Source organism: Streptomyces sp. MB09-02B (genome assembly GCF_033794485.1).
Taxonomy (GTDB): Bacteria; Actinomycetota; Actinomycetes; order Streptomycetales; family Streptomycetaceae; genus Streptomyces.
In genome coordinates, this window is sequence record NZ_JARGEE010000116.1 from 1 (window position 1) to 22,659 (window position 22,659).

Annotated in this window: 15 protein-coding genes; 5 read left to right on the plus strand and 10 right to left on the minus strand. The window is 69.8% G+C overall.

Going from position 1 to position 22,659, the window contains the following annotated elements; genetic code table 11:
* The 8 genes from P1P70_RS18245 to P1P70_RS18280 all read right to left on the minus strand — a co-directional run.
* The coding region (locus P1P70_RS18245; protein ID WP_319238728.1) for an HAD-IA family hydrolase at positions 1-622 on the minus strand (622 nt) is incomplete at its 3' end.
* A gap of 205 nt (positions 623-827) precedes the next feature.
* Positions 828-1,970, minus strand: coding sequence for an oligopeptide/dipeptide ABC transporter ATP-binding protein (locus P1P70_RS18250; protein WP_319238732.1), 1,143 nt, complete (start codon positions 1,968-1,970; stop codon positions 828-830).
* 14 nt (positions 1,971-1,984) lie between these two features.
* On the minus strand, positions 1,985-3,046 hold the full coding sequence (locus P1P70_RS18255; protein WP_319238734.1) for an ABC transporter ATP-binding protein: 1,062 nt from the start codon (positions 3,044-3,046) through the stop codon (positions 1,985-1,987).
* Between the two features lie 10 nt (positions 3,047-3,056).
* Positions 3,057-4,034: an ABC transporter permease gene (locus P1P70_RS18260; protein WP_319238737.1), complete on the minus strand. Its 978-nt coding sequence runs from the start codon at positions 4,032-4,034 to the stop codon at positions 3,057-3,059.
* A gap of 116 nt (positions 4,035-4,150) precedes the next feature.
* A complete protein-coding gene (locus P1P70_RS18265) occupies positions 4,151-5,953 on the minus strand; it encodes an ABC transporter substrate-binding protein (protein ID WP_319238740.1) in 1,803 nt (600 codons plus the stop codon).
* Positions 5,954-6,056: 103 nt separating this feature from the next.
* Positions 6,057-7,097, minus strand: a complete 1,041-nt coding sequence (locus tag P1P70_RS18270; RefSeq protein WP_319238743.1) for an ABC transporter permease — start codon at positions 7,095-7,097, stop codon at positions 6,057-6,059.
* A gap of 588 nt (positions 7,098-7,685) precedes the next feature.
* Entirely contained in the window at positions 7,686-9,593 is a 1,908-nt protein-coding gene (gene typA, locus P1P70_RS18275; RefSeq protein WP_319238745.1) for a translational GTPase TypA, read from the minus strand.
* A 278-nt stretch (positions 9,594-9,871) separates the two neighbouring features.
* Positions 9,872-12,148 carry an ABC transporter family substrate-binding protein gene (locus P1P70_RS18280; protein ID WP_319238747.1) on the minus strand — a complete coding sequence of 759 codons (2,277 nt, stop codon included), beginning with the start codon at positions 12,146-12,148 and terminating at the stop codon, positions 9,872-9,874.
* Positions 12,149-12,671: 523 nt separating this feature from the next.
* Between P1P70_RS18280 and P1P70_RS18285 the strand changes: the two genes are divergently transcribed.
* From P1P70_RS18285 to P1P70_RS18305, 5 genes are all read left to right on the plus strand, one after another.
* The gene (locus P1P70_RS18285; RefSeq protein ID WP_319238750.1) at positions 12,672-12,962 is read left to right on the plus strand and encodes a hypothetical protein; all 291 of its coding nucleotides are present in this window, start codon (positions 12,672-12,674) and stop codon (positions 12,960-12,962) included.
* 50 nt (positions 12,963-13,012) lie between these two features.
* Positions 13,013-13,849 (plus strand): hypothetical protein, encoded by an 837-nt coding sequence (locus tag P1P70_RS18290; RefSeq protein ID WP_319238753.1) that lies wholly within the window; start codon positions 13,013-13,015, stop codon positions 13,847-13,849.
* Positions 13,849-15,795 carry a fumarate reductase/succinate dehydrogenase flavoprotein subunit gene (locus P1P70_RS18295; protein ID WP_319238755.1) on the plus strand — a complete coding sequence of 649 codons (1,947 nt, stop codon included), beginning with the start codon at positions 13,849-13,851 and terminating at the stop codon, positions 15,793-15,795. The genes P1P70_RS18290 and P1P70_RS18295 overlap by 1 nt, the downstream gene beginning before the upstream one ends.
* Before the next feature lie 22 nt (positions 15,796-15,817).
* Positions 15,818-16,594, plus strand: a complete 777-nt coding sequence (locus P1P70_RS18300) for a succinate dehydrogenase/fumarate reductase iron-sulfur subunit (RefSeq protein ID WP_319238758.1) — start codon at positions 15,818-15,820, stop codon at positions 16,592-16,594.
* Between the two features lie 165 nt (positions 16,595-16,759).
* The gene (locus P1P70_RS18305) at positions 16,760-18,889 is read left to right on the plus strand and encodes a hypothetical protein (protein WP_319238761.1); all 2,130 of its coding nucleotides are present in this window, start codon (positions 16,760-16,762) and stop codon (positions 18,887-18,889) included.
* Between the two features lie 37 nt (positions 18,890-18,926).
* Here P1P70_RS18305 and P1P70_RS18310 read toward each other — a convergent pair whose 3' ends face one another.
* Together P1P70_RS18310 and P1P70_RS18315 are read right to left on the minus strand one after the other, a co-directional pair.
* Entirely contained in the window at positions 18,927-21,689 is a 2,763-nt protein-coding gene (locus P1P70_RS18310) for a SpoIIE family protein phosphatase (protein ID WP_413471489.1), read from the minus strand.
* Positions 21,690-22,006: 317 nt separating this feature from the next.
* Positions 22,007-22,414, minus strand: coding sequence for an ATP-binding protein (locus P1P70_RS18315; RefSeq protein ID WP_319238764.1), 408 nt, complete (start codon positions 22,412-22,414; stop codon positions 22,007-22,009).
* Between the last annotated feature and the right edge of the window lie 245 nt (positions 22,415-22,659).

The window sequence follows — 22,659 nt, forward strand, 5'->3', positions numbered from 1 at the left end:
CCCGCAGAACCGCCCCCGCCGCCTCCCTCAACGACCCGAAACACACGTGCGCGTCCCGGAGTTCCTCGGGCTGGTGCGTGGAGGCCACCGCATACACCGTGCAGCCGGCCGCGAGCCCCGCCGCGATGCCCGCCGGCGCATCCTCGAGGACCAGGCACCGGGCCGGGTCGACGCCCAGACGTGCGGCGGCGGTCAGGTAGCCCTCGGGCGACGGCTTTCCCTCGGACACGTCCTCGGCGCAGACGCGCACCTCGGGCACCACCAGCCCCGTGCCGGCCAGCCGGGCGGCGGTGGGCTCGGCACGGCTGGAGGTGACGACGGCCCAGCGGCCCGGCGGCAGGGCGCGCAGCAGCCCGGCGGCCCTGTCGAAGGCCCGGAAGCCGGGTTCCTCGGCCGCCATCAGCCGGTCCAGAGCCCGGTGTTCCTCCGCCGGATCGCGCTCCGGCGCCACCAGCCGCAGGATGTCCGCCCGCCGCCGTCCCTGCGTGGCCATCCACACGGCCTCGGGGTCCAGCCCCCGGGCCCGCGCCCAGGCCCGCCAGACCCGCCCGTGCGCGTCGGCGGTGTCGATCAGCACCCCGTCCACGTCGAACAGGACGGCGGCCGCCGTACCGTCGTCCATCACCCGTCCGGAACACATCCGTTCACACGCCCCCGTCGAAAGCTCTCCGTACCAGCGGTTCGTCCACACATGAACAGGGCTCGTCGCACAGCGGCGACGCGGGAGTCGGAGGCGGGGCGGTTCGGCCCCGGCACCGGTCCCGACCCCGGTACCGGGATCATCACCGTCGTACGACGAGCCCTCAAGGACTCGATCAGGTCAGTCGTCAGTCCTTCGTGACCTTCGCGCCGGAATCCCCCGGCGCGCTGTCCTCCAGCGCCTTGAGCGCCGGGTCCAGCACGACGTCCTCGGCGCGGGCCTCGGTCGTCGGGTCCTCCGGGAAGTGGCAGGCCGTCAGGTGGCCGGCCAGGTTGCCGGAGAGCTGGACCAGCGGCGGCTCCTCGGAGGCGCACTTGTCCTGGGCCTTCCAGCACCGCGTCCGGAAGCGGCAGCCGGACGGCGGCGCGATCGGCGAGGGCACGTCACCGGCGAGCCGGATCCGCTCCTTCGTCTCGACCTCGTCGTCGATCGCCACCTCGGGCACCGCCGAGAGCAGGGCGTGGGTGTACGGGTGCCGGGGCCGGTTGTACAGCGAGTCCCGGTCCGCCACCTCGACGATCTTGCCGAGGTACATGACCGCCACGCGCTTCGAGAAGTGCCGGACGATGGCGAGGTCGTGCGCGATGAACAGGAACGCGATGCCCAGTTCGTCCTGGACCTTCTGGAGCAGGTTCACGACCTGCGCCTGGATCGACACGTCCAGCGCCGAGACCGGCTCGTCCGCGACGATCAGCTTCGGGTTCAGGGCGAGCGCGCGGGCCACACCGATGCGCTGCCGCTGACCGCCGGAGAACTCGTGCGGGAAGCGGTTGTAGTGCTCGGGGTTGAGACCGACCAGCTCCAGCAGCTCTCGGACCTTCTTCTCCCGGCCGCCCTCGGGGTTGATCCCGTTGACCTCCATCGGCGACTTGATGATCGTGCCGACCGTCTGCCGCGGGTTGAGGGAGGAGTACGGGTCCTGGAAGATCATCTGGATCTCGGACCGCACCGGCGCCAGCTGCCTGCGCGAGGCGTGGGTGATGTCCTGGTCCCTGTAGGTGATCTTCCCGCCGGTCGGCTCCATCAGCCGGGTGATCAGCCGCCCGGTGGTCGACTTGCCACAGCCCGACTCACCGACCAGACCGACGCTCTCGCCGACCCCGACGGTCAGGTCGATGCCGTCCACCGCCTGGACCGCACCGACCTTGCGTTTGATCGGGAAGCCGCCGTAGATGGGGAAGTGCTTCGTCAGGCCCTCGACCCTGAGCAGCGTCTCGGCCGTGGTGTCCTGGGAGCCCTGCTGTGCGGGGAGGGTGAGGTTGTCGCTCATGATCTCGGTTCTCCCTAGCGCAGCCGGGGCTGGATCTTGTCGATGAAGATGGTCTGCTTCTGGTCCGCCGTCAGGTGGCAGGCAGAGGCACGCCCCTCGCCGAGCGGCGGCCGCTCCGTGCTGCAGCGGTTGCCGGTGACCTCACCGGTGAAGGCGCAGCGCGGGTGGAACGGGCAGCCGGTGGGCGGGTTGAGCAGGCTGGGCGGGGAGCCCGGGATCGGGGTGAGCGCCTGCCCGGTGTCGCCGCCGAGGCGGGGCATCGAGCTGAGCAGACCCCAGGTGTAGGGGTGCTTGGGGCTGCGCAGCACCTCACGGACGCTGCCGCGCTCGACGGCCCGGCCCGAGTACATCACCAGCAGGTCGTCGGCCATGTCGGAGATGACGCCGAGGTCGTGGGTGATGAAGATGATCGCGGAGCCGAACTCCTGCTGGAGGTCCTTGAGCAGGTCGAGGATCTGCGCCTGGACGGTCACGTCGAGCGCGGTGGTCGGCTCGTCCGCGATCAGCAGGTCGGGGTCGCAGACCAGGGCCATGGCGATCATGGCGCGCTGACGCATACCGCCGGAGAACTGGTGCGGGTAGTCGTCCACGCGGGTCTGCGGGTGCGGGATGCCGACCTTGGCCAGCATCTCGATCGCCCGCTGCCGGGCCTCCTTCTTGGAGGCGCCGGTGTGCTTCATGAACGGCTCGGCGATCTGCCGGCCCACCGTGTAGTACGGCGAGAGCGCCGTCAGCGGGTCCTGGAAGATCATCGCCACCTTGTTGCCGCGGAGCTGCTCCAGCTCCTTCTCCTTGGCGGTGACGAGTTCCTTCCCGTCGAGGATGATCTCGCCCTCGACGGTGGTGGTCTTGGGGTTGTGCAGGCCGAGGACGGTCAGGTTGGTCACGGACTTGCCGGAGCCCGACTCGCCCACGATGCCCAGCGTCTTGCCGCGCTCGACGTCGAAGGAGAGCCCGTCGACGGCCTTGACTATGCCGTCCTCGGTGGAGAACCGCACCCGCAGGTCGCGGACCGAGAGGAAGGCCTCCGGCCCGGTCGGGGCCTTCTCACCTTCGGTCTTGGTCAGAGTGGTCACGGTATTTCTCCTAGCTGAGGCGCACGCGCGGGTCGATGTAGGCGTAGGCGATGTCCACGATGATGTTCAGCATCAGGATGAAGAAGGCGCCGAACAGCATCACGCCCATCGTCGCCGGGATGTCCTTGCCGAGCGAGGAGTCGACCGAAAGACGTCCGAGGCCGGCCAGGTCGAAGGTGAACTCCGTGACGACCGCGCCGGACAGCAACGCACTGAGGTCCATACCGATGATCGTGACGATCGGAATGAGTGAACCACGCCAGGCATAACGGAAGAATACGTACCGCTGCTTCATGCCCTTCGCGCGGGCCGTCCGGACGTGTTCCTCCGCCAGTTGCTCGATCATCGTCGAGCGGGCCATACGCGTGTACTGCGCGGTGAAGATCGTGGCCATGACGGCCCAGGGGATCAGCAGGCCCATGAACCAGCCCACCGGGTCCTCGGTGATCGGTACGTATTTGGGGCTCTCCATCCAGCCGGTACTGAAGACGAAGATGCCGAGGACGATCGGACCGAGGAAGTAGATCTGGAACGAGCTGAGCACCATCGAGGCGCCGCTGACGGCCTTGTCCACGGCGGTGCCGCGCTTCCAGGCGGCGATCAGACCCGCGCCGAGGCCGAACACCAGGAAGATGACCAGACCGCCGACGGTCAGCGACAGCGTGAGCGGGAAGCTGTCGACGATGGAGTCCCAGACGAAGTCACCGCTCTGGAAGGACACACCCAGGCAGGGTGCGGAGCAGTGCCCCACCGGGAAGTCCCGGCCGAGAACGATGCCCGACATGAACTCCCAGAACTGCGTGGTGATGGGCTTGTCGAGGCCGAGGTTCTCTCTGATGACCGCGATGTTCTCGGGGGAGCAGTTCTTGCCACAGGACAGCTGCGCGAAGTCTTGGGGGATCGTATAGAACAGGAAGAACGTGAAGGCGCCGATCAGGAACATGATGACGAAGGCGCCGATCAGCCTGCGGATGAGGAACTGAAGCATGGCGGGTGGATGCTCTCTTCGAAACGCGGCGGTCGGAGGGGGTGGAACCGACCGCGGGGGTGCGCTCCGCCTGGCGCACACCCCCGCGGATCAGCCGGACTGGCCGGACTGACGTATTACGGCTGCTTCAGGAACACGTCGTTGATGTCGATGTAGCTCGACTCCGTGCTGTACCGGGCACCACCGATGTTCGATCCGAAGAGCTGGATCTGCTTCGAGTAGTAGACCGGGGCGGCCGGGTTGATCTCCTCCACGATGCGGTGGTGAGCCTCTTCCCACGTCTTGGCGGCGGCCTCGGGCTCCTCGGTCAGAGCCTTCTTGATGAGGGCGTCGACCTTGGCGTCCTTGATGTGGGAGTAGTTCGAGCCACCGTCGGCGACCAGCGTGCCGTCGTAGACCGGGGTGATGACCGTGGACGGGGAGGACCAGTCCTGGCCCCAGCCGGTCATGTAGATGTCGTACGGGTTGTCCAGCTTGCCGACCTGCTCGTAGAAGCTGGCCCGGTCGATCTCCTTGGCCTGGACGTCGAAGCCGATCTTGGCCAGCGCGTCCTTGATGATCACCTGCTGGGCCTGGCCACGCGGGGTGTTGGAGTAGGCGTAGGTGAGCTTCGTGCCCTCCTTGACACCCGCCTCCTTCAGCAGCGCCTTGGCCTTGTCCAGGTCACCGTTGGGCTTCTTCTGCTTGCCGAACGGGTCGTAGGACGCGTCGTAGCCTGGCAGGGTCGGCGCCATCAGACCACCGGCGACCTCACCGCCGTAGCGGCCACCGTCGGCCTGGACCATGGCCTGCGACGGGATCGCGTAGGTGATCGCGTCGCGGACCTTCTTGTCCTTGACGGCGGCGGCGTCGAGGTTGAAGGTCAGCTGCCACACGTAGGGCTGGTAGCCCTGGATGGTGCGCTTCTTCGTCTCGGGGTTGGTGATCACCGTCGACATCTGCGCCGGGTCCACGGGGTCCGTGAACTGCATGGCGTTCTTGGCCTCGCCCTGGTCGGCGATCAGACGCTTGGTCTGGCTGGCCTGGTCGATGGTGTTGGTGAAGTTGAAGCCGTCGACGTACTGGTGACGAACGGCGTCCGTGTTGGGGTCCCACTGGTCGTTCTTGACCAGCGTCAGCGACTTGCCCGCCTTGAGCTCGGAGATCTTGTACGGGCCGAGGGAGGCCGGCGCCTTGTCGTACTTCTCCCTCGTGTCCTGCTTCTCGGGCACGATGGCGTAGCCGGCCATGGCCAGGGCCTGCGGCAGGTCCGGGCGCGGCTGGTCGAAGTGGAAGACGACCGTCTTGTCGTCCGGGGTCTCCAGGACGGTGTCCGGCAGGTGCTTGCCCTTGTACGGACCGTCCGGCAGCGCCTTGCGGTAGTCGGAGCCGGACAGCCAGCTCTGGATGTACGTCGGGCCGTCGAAGATGACCTTGGAGTACTGACGCTCGATGGTGTGACGGACGTCGGCCGAGGTGATGGCGTTGCCGTCCTCGTCCTTGATGCCGTCCTTGAGCGTGTACGTCCAGGTCTTGCCGCCGTCGGAGGACTTGCCGGAGTCGGTGGCGATGTCACCGACGACCGTCAGGTTGCCCTTGTCGTCCTCCTGGTAGTTCGTCAGACCGCGGTGGATCAGGTTCGCGAGCTGACCGGCGTCGGAGACGTAGATCTGCCCCGGGTCCAGGTGGGTGATGTCCGACTGCTGGTAGACGTTGATGACACCGCCGGGCTTGGCACCCTTCACCGGCTCGGCCGGACCGTTGGAGGCGGCGGCGTCGCCGTAGGCGACAGGCTTCGACTGCTCGGCGGCGTCCTTCTGGGACTTGGAGTTGTCCTTCGTCTCGCCCTTGCCGTTGTCCGCGCAGCCGGCGAGCGCGAGCGAGCCGGCCACGAGGGCGACGGCCGCGGCGCGCGCGGTGCGGTTTCTGATGGGCTTCATGATGCCTATGCACCTACCTGTCGATAGTTGTCCACGAGTACTGCCTGACGGCCCGGGAGAACCCGGGTCGGGGGCGGCAGTCCCCCCACCCACCAATGGACGATTAGCGTCCGGTCTTGGGGTCGAATGCGTCCCGGACGGAGTCGCCGAGAAGGTTGAAGCAGAGCACGAACACCACCATCGCCACGCCCGGGAAGAACATGAACATCGGGTCCTGCTCGTAGACGTCGGCGCCGACGGCGAACATCCGGCCCCAGTCGGGGGTGGGCTCGGGGAAGCCCACACCGACGAACGAGAGGAAGGCGATGGAGAGGATCGTGCTGGGCAGGATGTACGTGCCCTGCACCAGGATCGGGGTGACGATGTTCGGCAGGATCTCCTTGCGGACGATGCGCCAGGGCGAGGCCCCGGACACCTTGGCCGCCTCCACGAACTCGCGTTCGCGCAGGGAGAGGACGGAACTGCGCACCAGACGGGCGAGGCCCATCCAGCCGAGGAACCACATCACCAGGACGATGGCCACGGCACGCAGGTAGGTCGGCGTCTCGTCGCGCGGGTCGACGAACAGCGCGGTGACGACCGGCATGAAGGCGATGAAGAACAGCTGCTGCGGGAAGCCGAGGAAGAAGTCGGTGATCCGGCCCACCCAGTAGTCGACACGACCGCCGAAGTAGCCGCCGATCATGCCGATGAGGACGCCGGTGAGCACACTGAGCACGGTGACGATGACCGCCATGTACAGCGACGTCCGCATGCCGTACAGCAGCATCGTGAACACGTCGCGGCCCAGCTTCGGCTCGACGCCGAACCAGAAGTCACCCGACATGCCACCGAAGGAACCGGTGGGCATCGCGAAGTCGTCGAGCAGGAACGGGTAGTCGGGCTCCTGCGCGTAGAGCGTGTAGGGGTTCTTGCCGTACACGCTCGCGATCACCGGCGCGAGCGCGGCGATGGTGAAGAAGAAAATCACTACGCACGCGGAGACGACTCCAGTACGGTCCCGCTTGAACCGTTGCCACATCAACTGCCCGGGGGAACGACCCTCAAGCTTCTTCTCACCCTTGGCGACCTCGGCGGTCGTCTCGAGCTCGGGGTCCAAGGCGACCGCGGACCCGGAGCCCTCGGCCTTGGTTGGACTGGTCATGTCTGTTCTTCCCCCGGGGGGTTGGAGAGTTGAGCGCAGCACAGATACCGGCGGGTTCTGTGGTTTGGGGGAACTTTCGCCAAACGGGTCAACGCGCGTCAAGGGCGGAAGACATAGGGATCTCCCTACCGTCCATATTTTGAGCAAAAATTGCAAAGATTGACACCTGGTCGCGCTTGACAGGTGAGACGGGAAACCGACGAAACGGACATACGCGGAACGATTTTTGTTTACATGTCCGAAACTTGATCGCTGCAACACCGATATCCGAACAGCGCCGCACAGTCGACAGACAGTCAACCGAAGCATCCCGGCCGGAAGTCCAGCCTCCCTTGCGCGCTCTTCGCAATCTCCCCGGAATCCCCAGCATCCCCATGGGACCTCCCCTGTATGCGGATACACCTGAAGCCCGACCCATCACAGGTCGGGGAACCGGGACTTGACGCTTCGACAGATGGCTCGACGGCGCGTGGGCGTGCAGTGCGGTCGAGTCAGTCTACACGCGTAGCGTCTCTCGGGGGAGCCCTGGGAACCGACGTGGTGGTCCGGTCCCCGCAGAAGCGGGGACCGGACCAGGTCCGTGCTCCGTCAGCCGTGCTTGGCGCGGCTCGCGGCACGCGCGCGCTCGCGGGCGTCCAGGTTGACCTTGCGAATGCGCACGGCCTCCGGGGTCACCTCGACGCACTCGTCGTCGCGGCAGAACTCCAGGGACTGCTCCAGGGAGAGCTTGCGCGGCGGGACGATCGCCTCGAACGAGTCGGCCGAGGAGGACCGCATGTTCGTGAGCTTCTTCTCCTTGGTGATGTTCACGTCCATGTCGTCGGAGCGCGAGTTCTCACCGACGATCATGCCCTCGTACACCTCGGTGCCGGGGTCGGTGAACAGCACACCGCGCTCCTGGAGGTTCGTCATCGCGAACGCGGTGACGGCGCCGGAGCGGTCGGCGACGAGCGAGCCGTTGTTACGGGTCGTCAGCGTGCCGAACCACGGCTCGTGGCCCTCGTGGATAGAGTGGGCGATGCCCGTGCCGCGCGTGCCGGTCAGGAACTCCGTACGGAAGCCGATGAGGCCGCGGGACGGGACGACGAACTCCATGCGGACCCAGCCGGAGCCGTGGTTCGACATGTTGTCCATCCGGCCCTTGCGGACGCCCATGAGCTGCGTGACCGCGCCCATGTGCTCCTCGGGGACGTCGATCGTCATGCGCTCGACCGGCTCGTAGACCTTGCCGTCGACGATCTTGGTGACCACCTGCGGCTTGCCGATGGTCAGCTCGAAGCCCTCACGGCGCATCTGCTCGACCAGGATGGCCAGCGCCAGCTCACCACGCCCCTGGACCTCCCAGGCGTCGGGACGCTCGGTGTCGAGGACGCGGAGGCTGACGTTACCGACCAGCTCGCGGTCGAGGCGGTCCTTGACCTGGCGGGCGGTGACCTTGCGGTCCTTGACCGCGGCCTTGTTGTCCGCGCCCTTGCCGGTGCCACCGCGGCCGACCAGCGGCGAGGTGTTCGTGCCGATGGTCATCGAGATCGCCGGCTCGTCGACCGTGATCAGCGGCAGCGCGATCGGGTTCTCGGTGTCGGCGAGGGTCTCGCCGATCATGATGTCCGGGATACCGGCGACGGCACAGATGTCACCGGGGCCGGCCACCTCGGCGGGCTTGCGGGTGAGGGCCTCGGTCATCATCAGCTCGGTGATGCGGACGTTGGACATCGTGCCGTCACGCTTGATCCAGGTGACGGTCTGGCCCTTGCGCAGCTCACCCTGCTCGACGCGGAGCAGCGCGATACGGCCGAGGAAGTTGTCGGCGTCCAGGTTGGTGACGTGCGCCTGGAGCGGGGCCGACTCGTCGTACGACGGGGCCGGGACGTGCGACAGGATCGTGGAGAAGAACGGCTCCAGGCTGTTGCTGTCGGCCGGGACGGTGCCGTCCTCCGGCTTGGTCAGCGAGGCGACACCGTCACGCGCACACGCGTAGACGATGGGGAACTCGATCTGGTCCTCGTCGGCGTCGAGGTCGAGGAAGAGGTCGTAGGTCTCGTTGACGACCTCGTCAATGCGCGAGTCCGCGCGGTCCGTCTTGTTGATGCACAGGATGACCGGCAGGCGCTGCTGGAGCGCCTTGCGGAGCACGAAGCGGGTCTGCGGCAGCGGGCCCTCGGAGGCGTCGACGAGCAGGACCACCGCGTCCACCATCGACAGACCGCGCTCGACCTCACCGCCGAAGTCGGCGTGGCCGGGGGTGTCGATGATGTTGATGGTGATGACGTCGCCGCCATCCTTCGGGTGGTACTTGACCGCCGTGTTCTTGGCGAGGATCGTGATGCCCTTCTCACGCTCCAGGTCGTTCGAGTCCATCATGCGGTCGTCGAGCGACTCGGCGGCGTGCGCGGCGAAGGCACCGGCCTGCTTGAGCATGGCGTCGACCAGAGTGGTCTTGCCGTGGTCTACGTGAGCGACGATGGCGACATTGCGAATGTCGTGGCGCGTGGCCATAGTGCGGCGATCTCCCGGGGTGTGTGGACGGCCCTCGCGTATGTCTCTCGTCACGCGGACCCTGCCGGGCTGGACACGCCACGGCCTCACCCCATGGTACGGGGCCGACGCGGCAAGGGCTCCCCGGGCTGCTCCGGCCCAGCTCAGCCCGGCCCAGGCCCAGCTCAGACCGGCTCCGACGCGACTTGGGCCGCCCCGTACGTCGGCCGCCGCCCCGTACGACACGGGGCGGCGGCCGGGGTCCGCGAGGGAGTCGTCCCCGACGTCCCCTACGCCCCCTACCTCGCCGTGGGCCGCGCCGGTCCCTTCGCGCCCTTCTTCAGGAAGCCCATGTCCTCGTAGAACGGGGTCTGGAAGCCGAAGGCGCCCGCGTTCGCGAGGCCGGTGCGGGTGGCGACGAGCTGGGGCCGCTGGTAGAGGGGGATGGACCCGGCGGCGGCCCAGATACGGGCGTCCGCCTTGCGGATCAGGGAGCGCGTCCTGGCCTCGTCGAGGGTGGCCACCGCCTGGTCGAAGAGCTGGTCGACCCGGTCGGTGCCGACGCGCGTGTAGTTCTGCTCGACGTTCAGCGAGCCGTCGGCCGCGGGCACCGGCTTGGCGTAGATCGGCCGGGCGTCGGTGGCGGGGTACGCGGAGGTCGGCCACGAGTACAGCGCGAGGTCGTACTGCCCGTTCGCGATGTGGTCCTTGAAGTAGCTCTCGTCCGCGACCTTGGTGATCTCCGTACGGATCCCGACGCGATCGAGCATCGTCGCGATCCGTTCGCCGACGGCCCGCAGCGACTCCGTGCCCGGACCCGACGGCAGCACGAACCGCAGCGTCAGCAGCTTGCCGTTCTTGGCGAGGGGCCCCTTCGCGGCGTCGGCGGGCGCCCGCGTCCCGCGCGGGGCGTACGCGCCGGGCACACCGCCCGGCTTGAACTGCTTGCCGTCCTGGGCGAGGTTCGCGCCCGCCTCGCCCTCCTTGTCGTCGGCGTCGGCGTCGGCGGGCTTGTCGTCCTGGCCGACGATGTAGGTGCTCTCGTCCGCGGAGTCCGCGGAGGCCTTGGAGTCCCGGGAGCCGCCCTTGGGGTCCTCGGAATCCTTGTCCTTCGAGTGCTTGGAGTCCTTCGAGTCCTTGGAGTCCTTGGAGGTCTGCTCCTGCTCGTCCTCCGAACCGGCCGCCTTCTTGCCCGGCGCGAGGGGCCCGCCCTGTTCCCAGCCGGCGTCGGCGAGGAGGGCGCGTGCCTCGTCGGTGTCCTGGCCGCCGAGAGCGCCGCTGTTGTCGGCGTAGGCGGCCTGGCCGGCGAGGGCGAGGTGGCTGCCGACGGGGACGGCGGGCAGGCCGAGCGGCTCCAGGACGAGGGCGGCGAGCTTCTCACGGTCGATCGCGCGGGCCACGGCGCGGCGGACCCGCTCGTCGGCGAGCGGACCGTCGGAACCGTTCAGGGCGAGCTGGGTGTAGGCGGGCTCCAGGGAGCGGCGGACGGTGAAGCCGCTCAGGGCGGACTGCTGGGCGGTGTGCTCGGCGAGTGCCTCGCGCCGCTTCTTCCGGGCGCTGATCTCGTCCTCGGCGGCCTTCTCGTCCGAGCCGTGCGCGACGGCCCAGGAGCGCAGCGCCTTCGCGGAATCGCGCTGCGAGAGCGGCCCGGCCGCCCCCGCCTCCTTCTTCTCCGCCTCCTTCTTCTCACGGTGGGCGAGCATGATCCGCTCGGCCTGGACCGAGTCGACCTCGGCGATGTCGACCTTGGCGTCGGCCAGCGCCTCGACCCGCTCGGTACGCGGCACGGCACGCAGCACCAGGGTCGAGAGCTTGGCGGTGCGGCCCCACCAGCGGGGGTTACGGGTGAGGGTGACCTCGCCGGCCTTGCGGTCGATGTCCTTCAACGCGAACGGACCGGCTGTGACCTTGAGCTTCTTGCGGGCGCCGTCGTTGAAGGAGTCCGGGGTGCCCATCACCTGCTTCGGGTACAGCGGCGAGAACAGCGACTTCCAGTCGGCGTACGGACGGGCGAAGGTGACCCGGACCTCCAGGTCGTTCTCGCCCCGTTCGATCTTCTCGATGCGTTCGTAGCCGGCGTTGCGGGCCGTCCAGTACGCGGAGTCCTTGCCGTACAGGGCCCGCCACTGGGCGGCGAAGTCGGCGGCGCCGACCTCCCGGCCGTCGCTCCACACCGCCTGCTGGTTGAGCTTGTAGAGCACGACCTGCCGCGGCTCGCGCTCGACGACCTTCGCGGACTCCACGTAGTCGGAGTTGATCTCGGGGCGTCCGCTGGCGTCGAGGCGGTACATCGACGGCAGCACGGCGCCGGCGATCCGTGCGGTGGCCGGGTCGGCGTCCGCCTGGAACGTGTTCAACGTCTCCGGTACGGCGTCCACGGCCCAGCGCAGGGTGCCGCCGTCGGCGACCAGGTTCCGCGCGGCGGGAGCGATGTCCTGCTCGGCGACGGGCCTGCCCGCCGGGTCCTCCTCACCGCATCCGCTCAGCACGGGCATCGTGAGCACGCCGGCGGCGAGGAACACCAGCGAGCGGCGCGTGGCGCGCGGTCGAACGCGGTCGTGGGGAATCGGCGTCATGGCGACCTCCTCGCTCCGCGGTGGGAGAACGGGGACGGGGGTGGCTCTGATCACGTTCGGCGGTATATGGAGCTGATCAGACGGATGCGGCCCACTGAAGAGGACGCGGTTGTCGTGGGGCCGCCGACACGACGGGGGCCACCCCGGAACCCACCCGTTTGGCGGCGTCGCCCTCCGGGGGTGCGGCCGGAAGGGTCTCGTTGTCGGGTGCGGGTGCGTGGGGGCTGGTCGCGCCCTTCCCCGCGCCCCTCAAGGGCCTAGAACTGAAGCTACGGCCCTACGGCCCTACGGCCCTTTCGGGCCTGAAAAGCACGGGGCGCAGCCCCTGCTTTTCAGGGGCGCGGGGAACTGCGCGAGAAGCCCCACGGACCCGCACCCGACCACGAACACACCCGGCCCACCCCGACCCGCGCAAAAGAAAACCGCAAACCGCTTCCCACCGGCAGGTGTGACGCGCGACACTCGCAGGCGCATGAACGTTGCCGCCTTGGGGCCCACCACCCCCTGAAAGCGAGGGCAAGTCATGTCCGTGCACGACGACTTGACGTCGGTCCGGCGCTGCCTGGACGAACTGACCCGGTCCGTACGCCGCCTGGAGCAACAACTCGGCGGCAGCGGGCTGGAGATACGCCGCGTCCGCACCGACGCCGACCACTTGCGTGAGAGCATCGCGCTGCTCGGCGAGGCCGCCGCCTCCCTGGCGAAGCCGCGCCGCCCCGATCTCGTCCCCATCCCCGACACCCCGTACGACAGCTCCCTGTGGACGGACTCGGACGACGAGGGCCTCGGCTCCCGCGACCGCCGCGCCCCCTGACCGCCGTCGTCCGCCCACCCCCGACAACCAACCCGACCGGGAGTCCCCCGTTGGCCACTGGTACGGAACCACCGGCAACAGAACCCCTTCCACAGCGCGGCGGCGTGCGGATCCGTACGCGCGCCGCGATCTCCGCCCCGCACCTGCGCACCGACCGCTGGTGGCTGGCCCCCGCCGCCACGGCCGCCGGACTGCTCGCCTTCATCGTGTATTCGACCTGGCGGGCCTTCGCGGACGAGCACTACTACGCCGCCCCGTACGTCTCGCCGTTCTACTCGCCCTGTCTCGCGGAACGCTGCGAGCCCATGCAGGGCGGCCCCAACTGGGAGATCTTCGGCGGCTGGTGGGGCATCTCACCGGCGATCATCATCCTGATCTTCCCGCTCGGCTTCCGCCTGACCTGCTACTACTACCGCAAGGCCTACTACCGCGGCTTCTGGGCGTCCCCGCCCGCCTGCGCGGTGGCCGAGCCGCACCAGACGTACTCGGGCGAGACCCGCTTCCCGCTGATCCTGCAGAACCTGCACCGGTACTTCTTCTACGCCGCCCTGCTGGTCGCCGGCATCCTCACCTACGACACGGTCCTCGCCTTCCGCGACGAGACGTACGAGTGGGGCCACATGGGCCTCGGCACCCTCGTGTTCCTCGTCAACATCGTGCTGATCTGGGCGTACACCCTCTCCTGCCACTCCTGCCGGCACATCGTCGGCGGCAAGCTGAAGCATTTCTCCAAGCATCCCGTGCGCTACCGGATGTGGCAGTGGGTCGGCAAGCTGAACGCCCGTCACATGCAACTCGCCTGGGCCTCGCTGGTGAGCGTGGCGCTCGCCGACTTCTACGTGTACCTGGTCGCGTCCGGCGCCTTCGACGATCCGAGGTTGTTCTGATGTCCGTGGTCGAACGACAGGAGTGGGACGTCGTCGTGATCGGCGCCGGCGGCGCCGGACTGCGCGCCGCCATCGAGGCCCGCGAGCGGGGCGCCCGTACGGCCGTGATCTGCAAGTCCCTGTTCGGCAAGGCCCACACGGTGATGGCCGAGGGCGGTATCGCGGCCGCCATGGGCAACGTCAACTCCGGTGACAACTGGCAGGTCCACTTCCGCGACACCATGCGCGGCGGCAAGTTCCTCAACCAGTGGCGGATGGCCGAGCTGCACGCCAAGGAGGCCCCGGACCGGGTCTGGGAGCTGGAGACCTGGGGTGCCCTCTTCGACCGTACGAAGGACGGCCGCATCTCGCAGCGCAACTTCGGCGGCCACGAGTACCCGCGCCTCGCCCACGTCGGCGACCGTACGGGCCTGGAGCTGATCCGCACGCTCCAGCAGAAGATCGTCGCGCTCCAGCAGGAGGACCACAAGGAGACCGGTGACTACGAGTCCCGGCTGAAGGTCTTCCAGGAGTGCACCGTCACCCGGGTCCTGAAGGACGGCGACCGGGTGTCCGGGGCGTTCGCGTACGAGCGCGAGTCCGGGCGCTTCTTCGTGCTCGAAGCGCCCGCCGTGGTCATCGCCACCGGGGGCATCGGCAAGTCCTTCAAGGTGACGTCGAACTCGTGGGAGTACACGGGCGACGGCCACGCGCTGGCCCTGCTGGCGGGTGCGCCGCTGCTGAACATGGAGTTCGTGCAGTTCCATCCGACGGGCATGGTCTGGCCGCCGTCGGTGAAGGGCATCCTCGTCACGGAGTCGGTGCGCGGGGACGGCGGGGTGCTCAGGAACTCCGAGAACAAGCGGTTCATGTTCGACTACATCCCGGACGTCTTCAAGGAGAAGTACGCGGAGTCCGAGGAGGAGGGCGACCGCTGGTACGAGGACCCGGACCACAACCGGCGCCCGCCCGAGCTGCTGCCGCGCGACGAGGTGGCTCGGGCCATCAACGCCGAGGTGAAGGCAGGCCGGGGCTCGCCGCACGGCGGGGTCTTCCTGGACGTGTCGACACGTATGCCTGCGGAGACGATCCGGCGCCGGCTGCCGTCCATGTATCACCAGTTCAAGGAGCTGGCGGACGTCGACATCACGGCGGAGGCGATGGAGGTCGGGCCGACCTGTCACTACGTGATGGGCGGGATCGCGGTCGAGTCGGACACGGCGGCGGCGCGCGGGGTGCCGGGCCTGTTCGCGGCCGGTGAGGTGGCCGGCGGGATGCACGGCTCCAACCGGCTGGGCGGCAACTCGCTCTCCGACCTGCTGGTCTTCGGCCGCCGGGCGGGCCTGCACGCGGCCGAGTACGCGGCGGGCCTGGCCGGTGCGCGTCCTCCGGTGGACGACATCGAGGTCGACACGGCCGCCGCCGAGGCGCTGCGCCCGTTCTCCGCCGAGGGTCCCGCACCCGGGCAGCCCGACGCGGCGGGGAGCCGGCCGCCGGAGAACCCGTACACCCTGCACCAGGAACTCCAGCAGGCCATGAACGACCTGGTCGGCATCATCCGCCGCGAGGGCGAGATGGAGCAGGCGCTGGAGAGGCTCGCCGATCTGCGGGTACGGGCGCGCCGGGCGGGTGTCGAGGGGCACCGGCAGTTCAACCCCGGCTGGCACCTCGCCCTGGACCTGCGGAACATGCTGCTGGTCAGCGAGTGCGTGGCGCGGGCGGCACTGGAGCGCACGGAGTCCCGTGGCGGCCACACCCGCGAGGACCATCCGACGATGGACCGCGCGTGGCGGCGCGTCAACCTGCTCTGCCGGCTCACCGACCCGGCGGCAGCGGCGGGTGACGCCGTCGTCGGCCCGATCGCCCTCAGCCGAGAGACCACCGAAGCCATCCGTCCCGACCTGCTCGCCCTCTTCGACAAGGAGGAGCTGGTCAAGTACCTCGCCGAAGAGGAGCTCTACGAGTGAGCAGCTACGAGGAGCCGCTGTCATGAGCGGTTACGAGGCCCGCTTCAAGGTGTGGCGTGGTGATGTGCGGGGCGGCGACCTGGAGGACTTCGAGGTCGAGGTCAACGACGGCGAGGTGGTCCTCGACATCATCCACCGCCTCCAGGCCACCCAGGCCCCCGACCTCGCGGTCCGCTGGAACTGCAAGGCGGGCAAATGCGGTTCGTGCTCGGCGGAGATCAACGGGCGGCCCCGGCTGATGTGCATGACCCGCATGTCGGTGTTCACGCGGGAGGAGACGATCACCGTCACCCCCCTGCGCGCCTTCCCCGTGGTCCGCGACCTCGTCACCGACGTCGGGTTCAACTACCAGAAGGCGCGCGAGGTCCCGGCCTTCGTTCCTCCCGAGACCCTCGGTCCCGGCGAGTACCGGATGATGCAGGAGGACGTGGACCGTCCGCAGGAGTTCCGGAAGTGCATCGAGTGCTTCCTGTGCCAGGACACCTGCCACGTCGTCCGCGACCACGAGGAGAACAAGCCGGCCTTCGCCGGCCCCCGCTTCCTGATGCGTGTCGCGGAACTGGACATGCACCCGCTGGACGCGGCCGAGGACACCGGCCTGGACCGCAAGAAGACGGCCCAGGACGAACACGGTCTCGGCTACTGCAACATCACCAAGTGCTGCACCGAGGTGTGCCCCGAGGGCATCAAGATCACCGACAATGCGCTGATTCCGCTGAAGGAGCGGGCGGTGGACCGCAAGTACGACCCACTGGTGTGGCTGGGCTCGAAGATCAGGAGGCGCTCCTCGACGGGGTGAGACCCCGGGCGGGCGGCCGGCACACCGCCCGCCGCACACCGACGGCTCCCCCACTCCGGCCCACCCCGCTCGCGGGCGCCCGGTACCGGTCATACGCTCCCGAATGTGACGTCGCGTCCGAGAAGGAGCCGAGCGTGCGGGGCCACGTCCCACATAGCCGTGCGCGTGGCCCACACCGCGTTCGGGGGGCTCGTGGCCCTGGCGTGGCTCCTGCTGCCCACGGCGACGCAGACGGCCGCGGAGGGCTACCCCACGGGCCCGCACGCCACCGGGCAGCCCGCGGCCAGGGTCATGGGACCGCCCGTCGGCGAGTGGCCGGCGGCTGCCGCCCCCGGTCGGCTCGTCGTCGACCCGGACGCGGACGGGAACGCGGCTCCGGCCGACGACAGCTCCGGCTCGGATCTGGTTCTGCCGGTGGCGGCCGCGGGCACGGCCGTCGCCGTCGCCGCGTACTCCCTCGTACGACGCAGGCGACGCGCCCGGCTGCGCACGACCCCGACCGGCGTCTACGAGCCCCCCACCACCCCCCTGTCCGACCTGCACCGCCGCGCCCGACGCCTGCTCGTCGAGACCGACGACAGCATCCGCACCAGCACCGAGGAACTCGGCTACGCGGCGGCCCGCCCGGGCCGGGCTGTCACCGAGCCGCTCGGGGACGATCCGCCGGGACAGGACGAGGCCGGGCCGCCCACGGAGGGCGCGCCGGATCACGGGGCCGCCAGGCCGCACGCGGATGACACCACGGACCGCGACGGCGCCGAACGCCCTACAGCGGGCCCCTCCAGCCACAGCGACGCGGCCGGGCGGGACATCGAGGTATCGGACACGGGGGAACCGGACGCGGACGGCCCGGACGCGGGACAGCCCGACGCCGACGCCCCAGACGCGGGACAGCCCGACGCCGACGCCCCGGAGGCGAAGAAGCCCGGCGCGGATGGACCGGAGGCGAAGAAGCCCGGCGCGGATGGACCGGAGGCGAAGAAGCCCGGCGCGGATGGACCGGAGGCGAAGAAGCCCGGCGCGGATGGACCGGAGGCGAAGAAGCCCGGCGCGGATGGACCGGAGGCGAAGAAGCCCGGCGCGGATGGACCGGAGGCGGAGAGGCCCGGGCCGGGGGCGGACGCCCGGAAGCCGGACGCCGACGAGGCCGACGAGGCCGACGAGGCCGACCCCGGGAAACCGGAAGCGGAGAAGCCCGGCGAGGAGAAACCGTCGGCGGCCGGCCCGCGTGGGCCGCACCAGGTGAAGGCGTTCGCGCTCGATCCGGCTCAGCCCTTCGCCGAGACGCCCGCGACGCGGGACGCGGTGCGGCCGTTCGTGGAGGCGTTGGCGGATGCGCGGGGTGAGTTGGTGGCCGCGTTCGGGGCGGGGCAGCGGCTGGACGAGGAGAGTGGGGCGCTGACACCCGACGAGGAGCGCGCGCTGCTGGAGGAGATCCTCACCCGGTGTACGACGGCACAGCGACGGCTCGACACGGCGACCCCCGCCTTCGATCAACTCCGGTCCCTGGAGCGGGACATCACCCCCGCGCTGGAGTACGCGGAGGCCCGCTTCCGTGAGCTGACCGGCCGTACCGCGACCGCGGCCACCACCCTCACCGCCCTCCGCGACACCTACGCCCGCACCGCCGCCCTCCCCGTCACCGGCCACGTCGAGCAGGCCAAGGACCGTCTGGTCTTCGCCACCACCGAACTGAACCGGGCCCGTCAGTCCGCCTACCCGGGCGACCTGGACACCGCGGCCGTACACCTCCGGGCCGCCGAGGGCGCGATCGACCAGGCGGACCTGTTCGTGACCGGAGTGGAGCGGCTCGCCGTGGAGCTGGCCCGCGCGACCGAGTTCGCGAAGCAGGGCGCCCCCGGCACGGGCGCGTACGACGACCCCCTCGACGTCCTGCGCCGTCGGAGCCGCTGGCGGCTGCCGTCCCGCAGCGCCGTCGCGGCCGCGGCCGACTTCATCACCACCCACCGGGCGGCGGTGGGCGTACGGGCCAGGACCCGGCTGTCGGAGGCGCAACGGCACCTGGGACTGGACGACGGCGACCCCGGGAACTCCGACCACGCCCGACGGGCGGACACCCTCGCCCAGGAGGCCCGCGACCTGGCAGAGCAGGACGTACGGGCGTACGGCAACCCGTACGGCGGCCCCGTCGGCGACGGCCTCGCCGGAGCCCTCCTGGGCGGCATCATCCTCGGCGAGCCCCCCGACGGCACCGGCAGAGCGGACCTGCGCGGCCCCGCCTGCTACGGCGGAACAGCCACGCGGGCCCGCAGGGCGATGAGCGGTCAGTTCTAGAACAAGCTGACGAGACCCAGCCCAGGATCCCCTCCCCCTAGAACAGGCTCAGCAACGCCTCCGCCGCATCCGTCAGCCCGTGCTCCCCACCCGGCAACGGCAGTTCGAACCACACCGTCTTGCCGCGAGGCGTCCGGCGCGAGCCCCACGCGGCGGAGAGCAGCCCGACCAGCTGCAACCCCCGTCCGCCCTCGTCCGTGTCCCGGGCGCGACGCCGACGCGGCTGCACGAGCCCGGCGTCCCAGACCTCGCACACCAGCGTCCTGTCCAGCAGCAGCCGCAGCCGTATCTCGCCCTCGCCGTACCGCAGCGCGTTGGTGACCAGCTCGCTGACCAGCAGTTCCGCCGTGTCGACGAGCGGCTCCAGATCCCACGCCTGCAGTCGTCCGCGGGCGTACTCACGGGCGCGCCCCACGCTGCGCGGCTCACGCGGCAGGGTCCAGTCGCCGACGGAGTCCTCCGGCAGCCCCTGCACCCGGGCCATCAGCAGCGCGATGTCGTCCTCGCCATGATGGGTGTCGAGGGTGTTGAGGACGTGGTCGCACACGTCCTCCAGGGACCGGGGGGTGTCCGCGCGGAGCGTGGTCGGCGGCTGACCGGGGTCGGTGAGCGCGCCGACGAACGCCTGGAGGCCCTCGTCGAGGGGGTGGTCGCGGGATTCGACCAGTCCATCCGTGTAGAGCGCCAACAGTGCCCCTTCGGGCAGTTCGACCTCCACCTCCTCGAACGGCTCGCCGCCGACGCCGAGCGGCATACCGGGCGGCACGTCGAGCATCAGCGCGCTCTCGCCCGGCTCGACCAGCACCGGCGGCAGATGGCCGGCGTTGGCGAAGGTGCAGCGGCGGGTCACCGAGTCGTAGACGGCGTAGACGCAGGTCGCGAGGTAGACCTCGGAAAGGTCCTTGTCGCTGGGCCGACTGGCGGCGGTGCGGGAGGTCGACTGGACGCCGCCGGGGGTGCCGAGGCCGCGGGCGATCTCGTCGAGCGCCGAGAGGACCTCGGCGGGCTCCAGGTCCAGCAGGGCCAACGTACGAACAGCCGTACGAAGTTCACCCATCGCCACCGCTGCCCGCAGTCCGCGGCCCATCACGTCGCCGACGACGAGTGCCGTGCGGTGACCGGGGAGTTCGATGACGTCGAACCAGTCGCCGCCGACCTCGGTGGCCGCGTTGCCCGGCAGATAGCGGCAGGCGATGTCGAGCCCGGAGGCCTCGGGGTCGCCCGGCGGCAGCAGGGAGCGCTGCAGGATGAGGGCGCGCTCGTGTTCGCGGCGGTACAGGCGCGCGTTGTCGATACAGACGGCGGCACGCGCGGCCAGTTCGACGGCGAGGCCCCGGTCGCGTTCCCCGAACGGCTCGCTGCCCTTGGTCCGGGAGAACTGCACGAGCCCGACGACGGTGTCGTGCGCGACCATCGGCACGGCGAGCGTCGACTGGATCAGGTTGCCCTCCTCGGGCACCTCCTGGGGGCGGGCGGTGCGCAGGGCGTCCGAGCAGGCCGAGTTGAACGGGTAGTGGTGGACGGCCCCGACGCGTACGGGGGCGGGTCCGCCGACGAACGGCGCGTCGGAGACGGCGCTGGCGAAGGCGACCCGGCGCAGCTCGGCGCTGCCGTCGGCGAGTCCGGGCGGGGTCTCGTCGCCCACCAGCAGGCCCTGGTAGAGGTCGACGGTGGCCAGGTCGCAGAAGCCGGGGACGACGACGTCGAGGAGTTCGCGGGCGGTGGTCTCCAGGTCGAGGGAGTTGCCGATGCGCGTCCCGGCCTCGTTGAGGAGGGCGAGATTCCGCCGGGCGGCGGCTGCTTCACGGGCGGCGGAGCGGCGGGCCGTGATGTCGGTGGCGAGCCATGCGATGCCGATGGGGCGGCCGGTGCCGCTGTGCACGCGGAAGAGGTTGATGGACCAGTGGCGGCGCTCCTCGGAGCCGGGCACGAAGCCCGTGATGTGCATGTCCGTGATCGAGTCGCCGGTCTCCATGACCCGCCGCAGGGTCGCCTCGACCCGCTCGGCCTCCGGGGACTGCAGATAGTCGTGGACGCCCCGGCCTCGGTGGTCGTCGACCTCGCCGCCGTAGATGGAGGCGAAACGCTGGTTGGCGCGCCTCACCCGGAGATCGGGGTCTATCAGGAGGAACCCGAACGGAGATTGGCCGAATATGGCCTGCGAAGCGGCAAGGTCGGTCTCTATCCGGCGCAGGGTCCGGACGTCCACGACGATGCACACGGCGGCCCGTTCACCGCTGTCCACGGTGGTGGGCATCACATAGACCTCGGCGAGTCCCTCCTCCCCGCCGGGACCCGGCATCCGGAAGGGGACCACCCCGGTCCACTCCCGGCCGTCGAGGACCTCGGCCATCTTCCGCTGGCCCTCCGCACGCCGATCGGGGTCGACGAACGTCTCGATGGGGTCCATCCCCATGGCACGCTCCGCCGGGATACCGAACAGCTGCTCGGCCCGCAGACTCCACTGGTCGACGAGTCCGTCAGGACCGATCGAGAACGAAGCGACCTTGATGTAGTCGTAAATGGACCCGGGCGGGCTGGTCTGCCACATCGGGTCACCGACCGCGTGACCACTCATGACACCCGGACCATCGATGGATCCGGCCGCCACACCGGCGGATCCGGCCGCGCCATCGGCGGATTCGGCACCGGCGGATTCCGCCGCCGTGCTGTCGCGTGCGGCGCCGCTGTCGCGCGTGGCTCCGCCCAGGCCGGAATCGTCTGCGGCCTCGGGCCTCGCGCGGTCCGACGGGTTCCCTGACCCCGTGGACTTCGTGGCCTTCGCTGGTATCTCGCTCACGCGAACCGTCCCCTCCAGCTCACCGCGTCCGGCTTCGGTCACCAGGGGCGGCTGCCCGCAGTATCCAGCACTACGGCGCCGCGCAACACGGTGTTCACGATCACAGCACGGTCCCGATCGTTTTTGGACCGGCTGCGACATACTCCCAAGTCTTCTAACCAGGGGTTGCCCCCTCGAATCAAAGACTCCAGCCAGCGCTACTGGCTTGAACCAGTCGGTCGCACGCGCGCCCCCGGGAGCCGCCCCCTCCCCCCTGCCGTACGCCGTGAACGCCCGCCGTGCACCCGCGCCTTCACCTTGTACGCCGACGGGTTCGCTCAGCCGGGAACCGCGAGCTCGAACCAGACGGTCTTGCCCGCCTCCCCGGGGCGGGTACCCCAGGCCCGTGAGGAGCAGGCCACCAACTGCAGCCCCCGGCCGCTCTCGTCGTCGGCGTCGGCCGCGCGTTCGCGCGGTGGATCGGGCAACGGGTCGGAGACCTCGACCAGGAGAGTCCCGGAGGGGTCGGCGGGACGCACGAGCCGCACTCCGATGGGCCCCGTCGCGTGCCGCAGCGCGTTGGTCACCAGCTCGCTCACCAACAGGGCGGTGATGTCGGCGAGCACCTCCAGCCCCCACTCGCGCAGCTGCGCCCGCACCACCGCCCGAGCGTCCCGCACCGCCCCCGGCTGCGCGGGGAAGGTCCACTCGGCGCAGTCGTCTGCTCTGTCGATCACGCCGATCACTTCCCAGTCCAGAAGCAGACCCTGTCCGGTTTCATGGGGTTAATGGGCACATACCCGATATCCAGCCCGCAGTACCGCGCACGAGGGCGCACTGTGGCACGAACGGCGTAGAAGCCACAACCCTCCACCGCCGACCCGACCCCTCAGGGGCGCGGGAACTGCGCGAACGGGGCGGCACGGGGAGAGGCATCACCCCCGGAATGGGACGGGCAGGGACGGGGCGACGGGGCGACGGGGCGACGGGG

Coding starts and splice junctions, on each gene's coding strand:
- P1P70_RS18250 (WP_319238732.1), bottom strand. CDS start 1,970: ATGAGCGACAACCTCACCCTCCCCGCACAGCAGGGCTCCCAGGACACC.
- P1P70_RS18285 (WP_319238750.1), top strand. CDS start 12,672: ATGTCCGTGCACGACGACTTGACGTCGGTCCGGCGCTGCCTGGACGAA.
- typA (WP_319238745.1), bottom strand. CDS start 9,593: ATGGCCACGCGCCACGACATTCGCAATGTCGCCATCGTCGCTCACGTA.
- P1P70_RS18300 (WP_319238758.1), top strand. CDS start 15,818: ATGAGCGGTTACGAGGCCCGCTTCAAGGTGTGGCGTGGTGATGTGCGG.
- P1P70_RS18265 (WP_319238740.1), bottom strand. CDS start 5,953: ATGAAGCCCATCAGAAACCGCACCGCGCGCGCCGCGGCCGTCGCCCTC.
- P1P70_RS18280 (WP_319238747.1), bottom strand. CDS start 12,148: ATGACGCCGATTCCCCACGACCGCGTTCGACCGCGCGCCACGCGCCGC.
- P1P70_RS18295 (WP_319238755.1), top strand. CDS start 13,849: ATGTCCGTGGTCGAACGACAGGAGTGGGACGTCGTCGTGATCGGCGCC.
- P1P70_RS18270 (WP_319238743.1), bottom strand. CDS start 7,097: ATGACCAGTCCAACCAAGGCCGAGGGCTCCGGGTCCGCGGTCGCCTTG.
- P1P70_RS18260 (WP_319238737.1), bottom strand. CDS start 4,034: ATGCTTCAGTTCCTCATCCGCAGGCTGATCGGCGCCTTCGTCATCATG.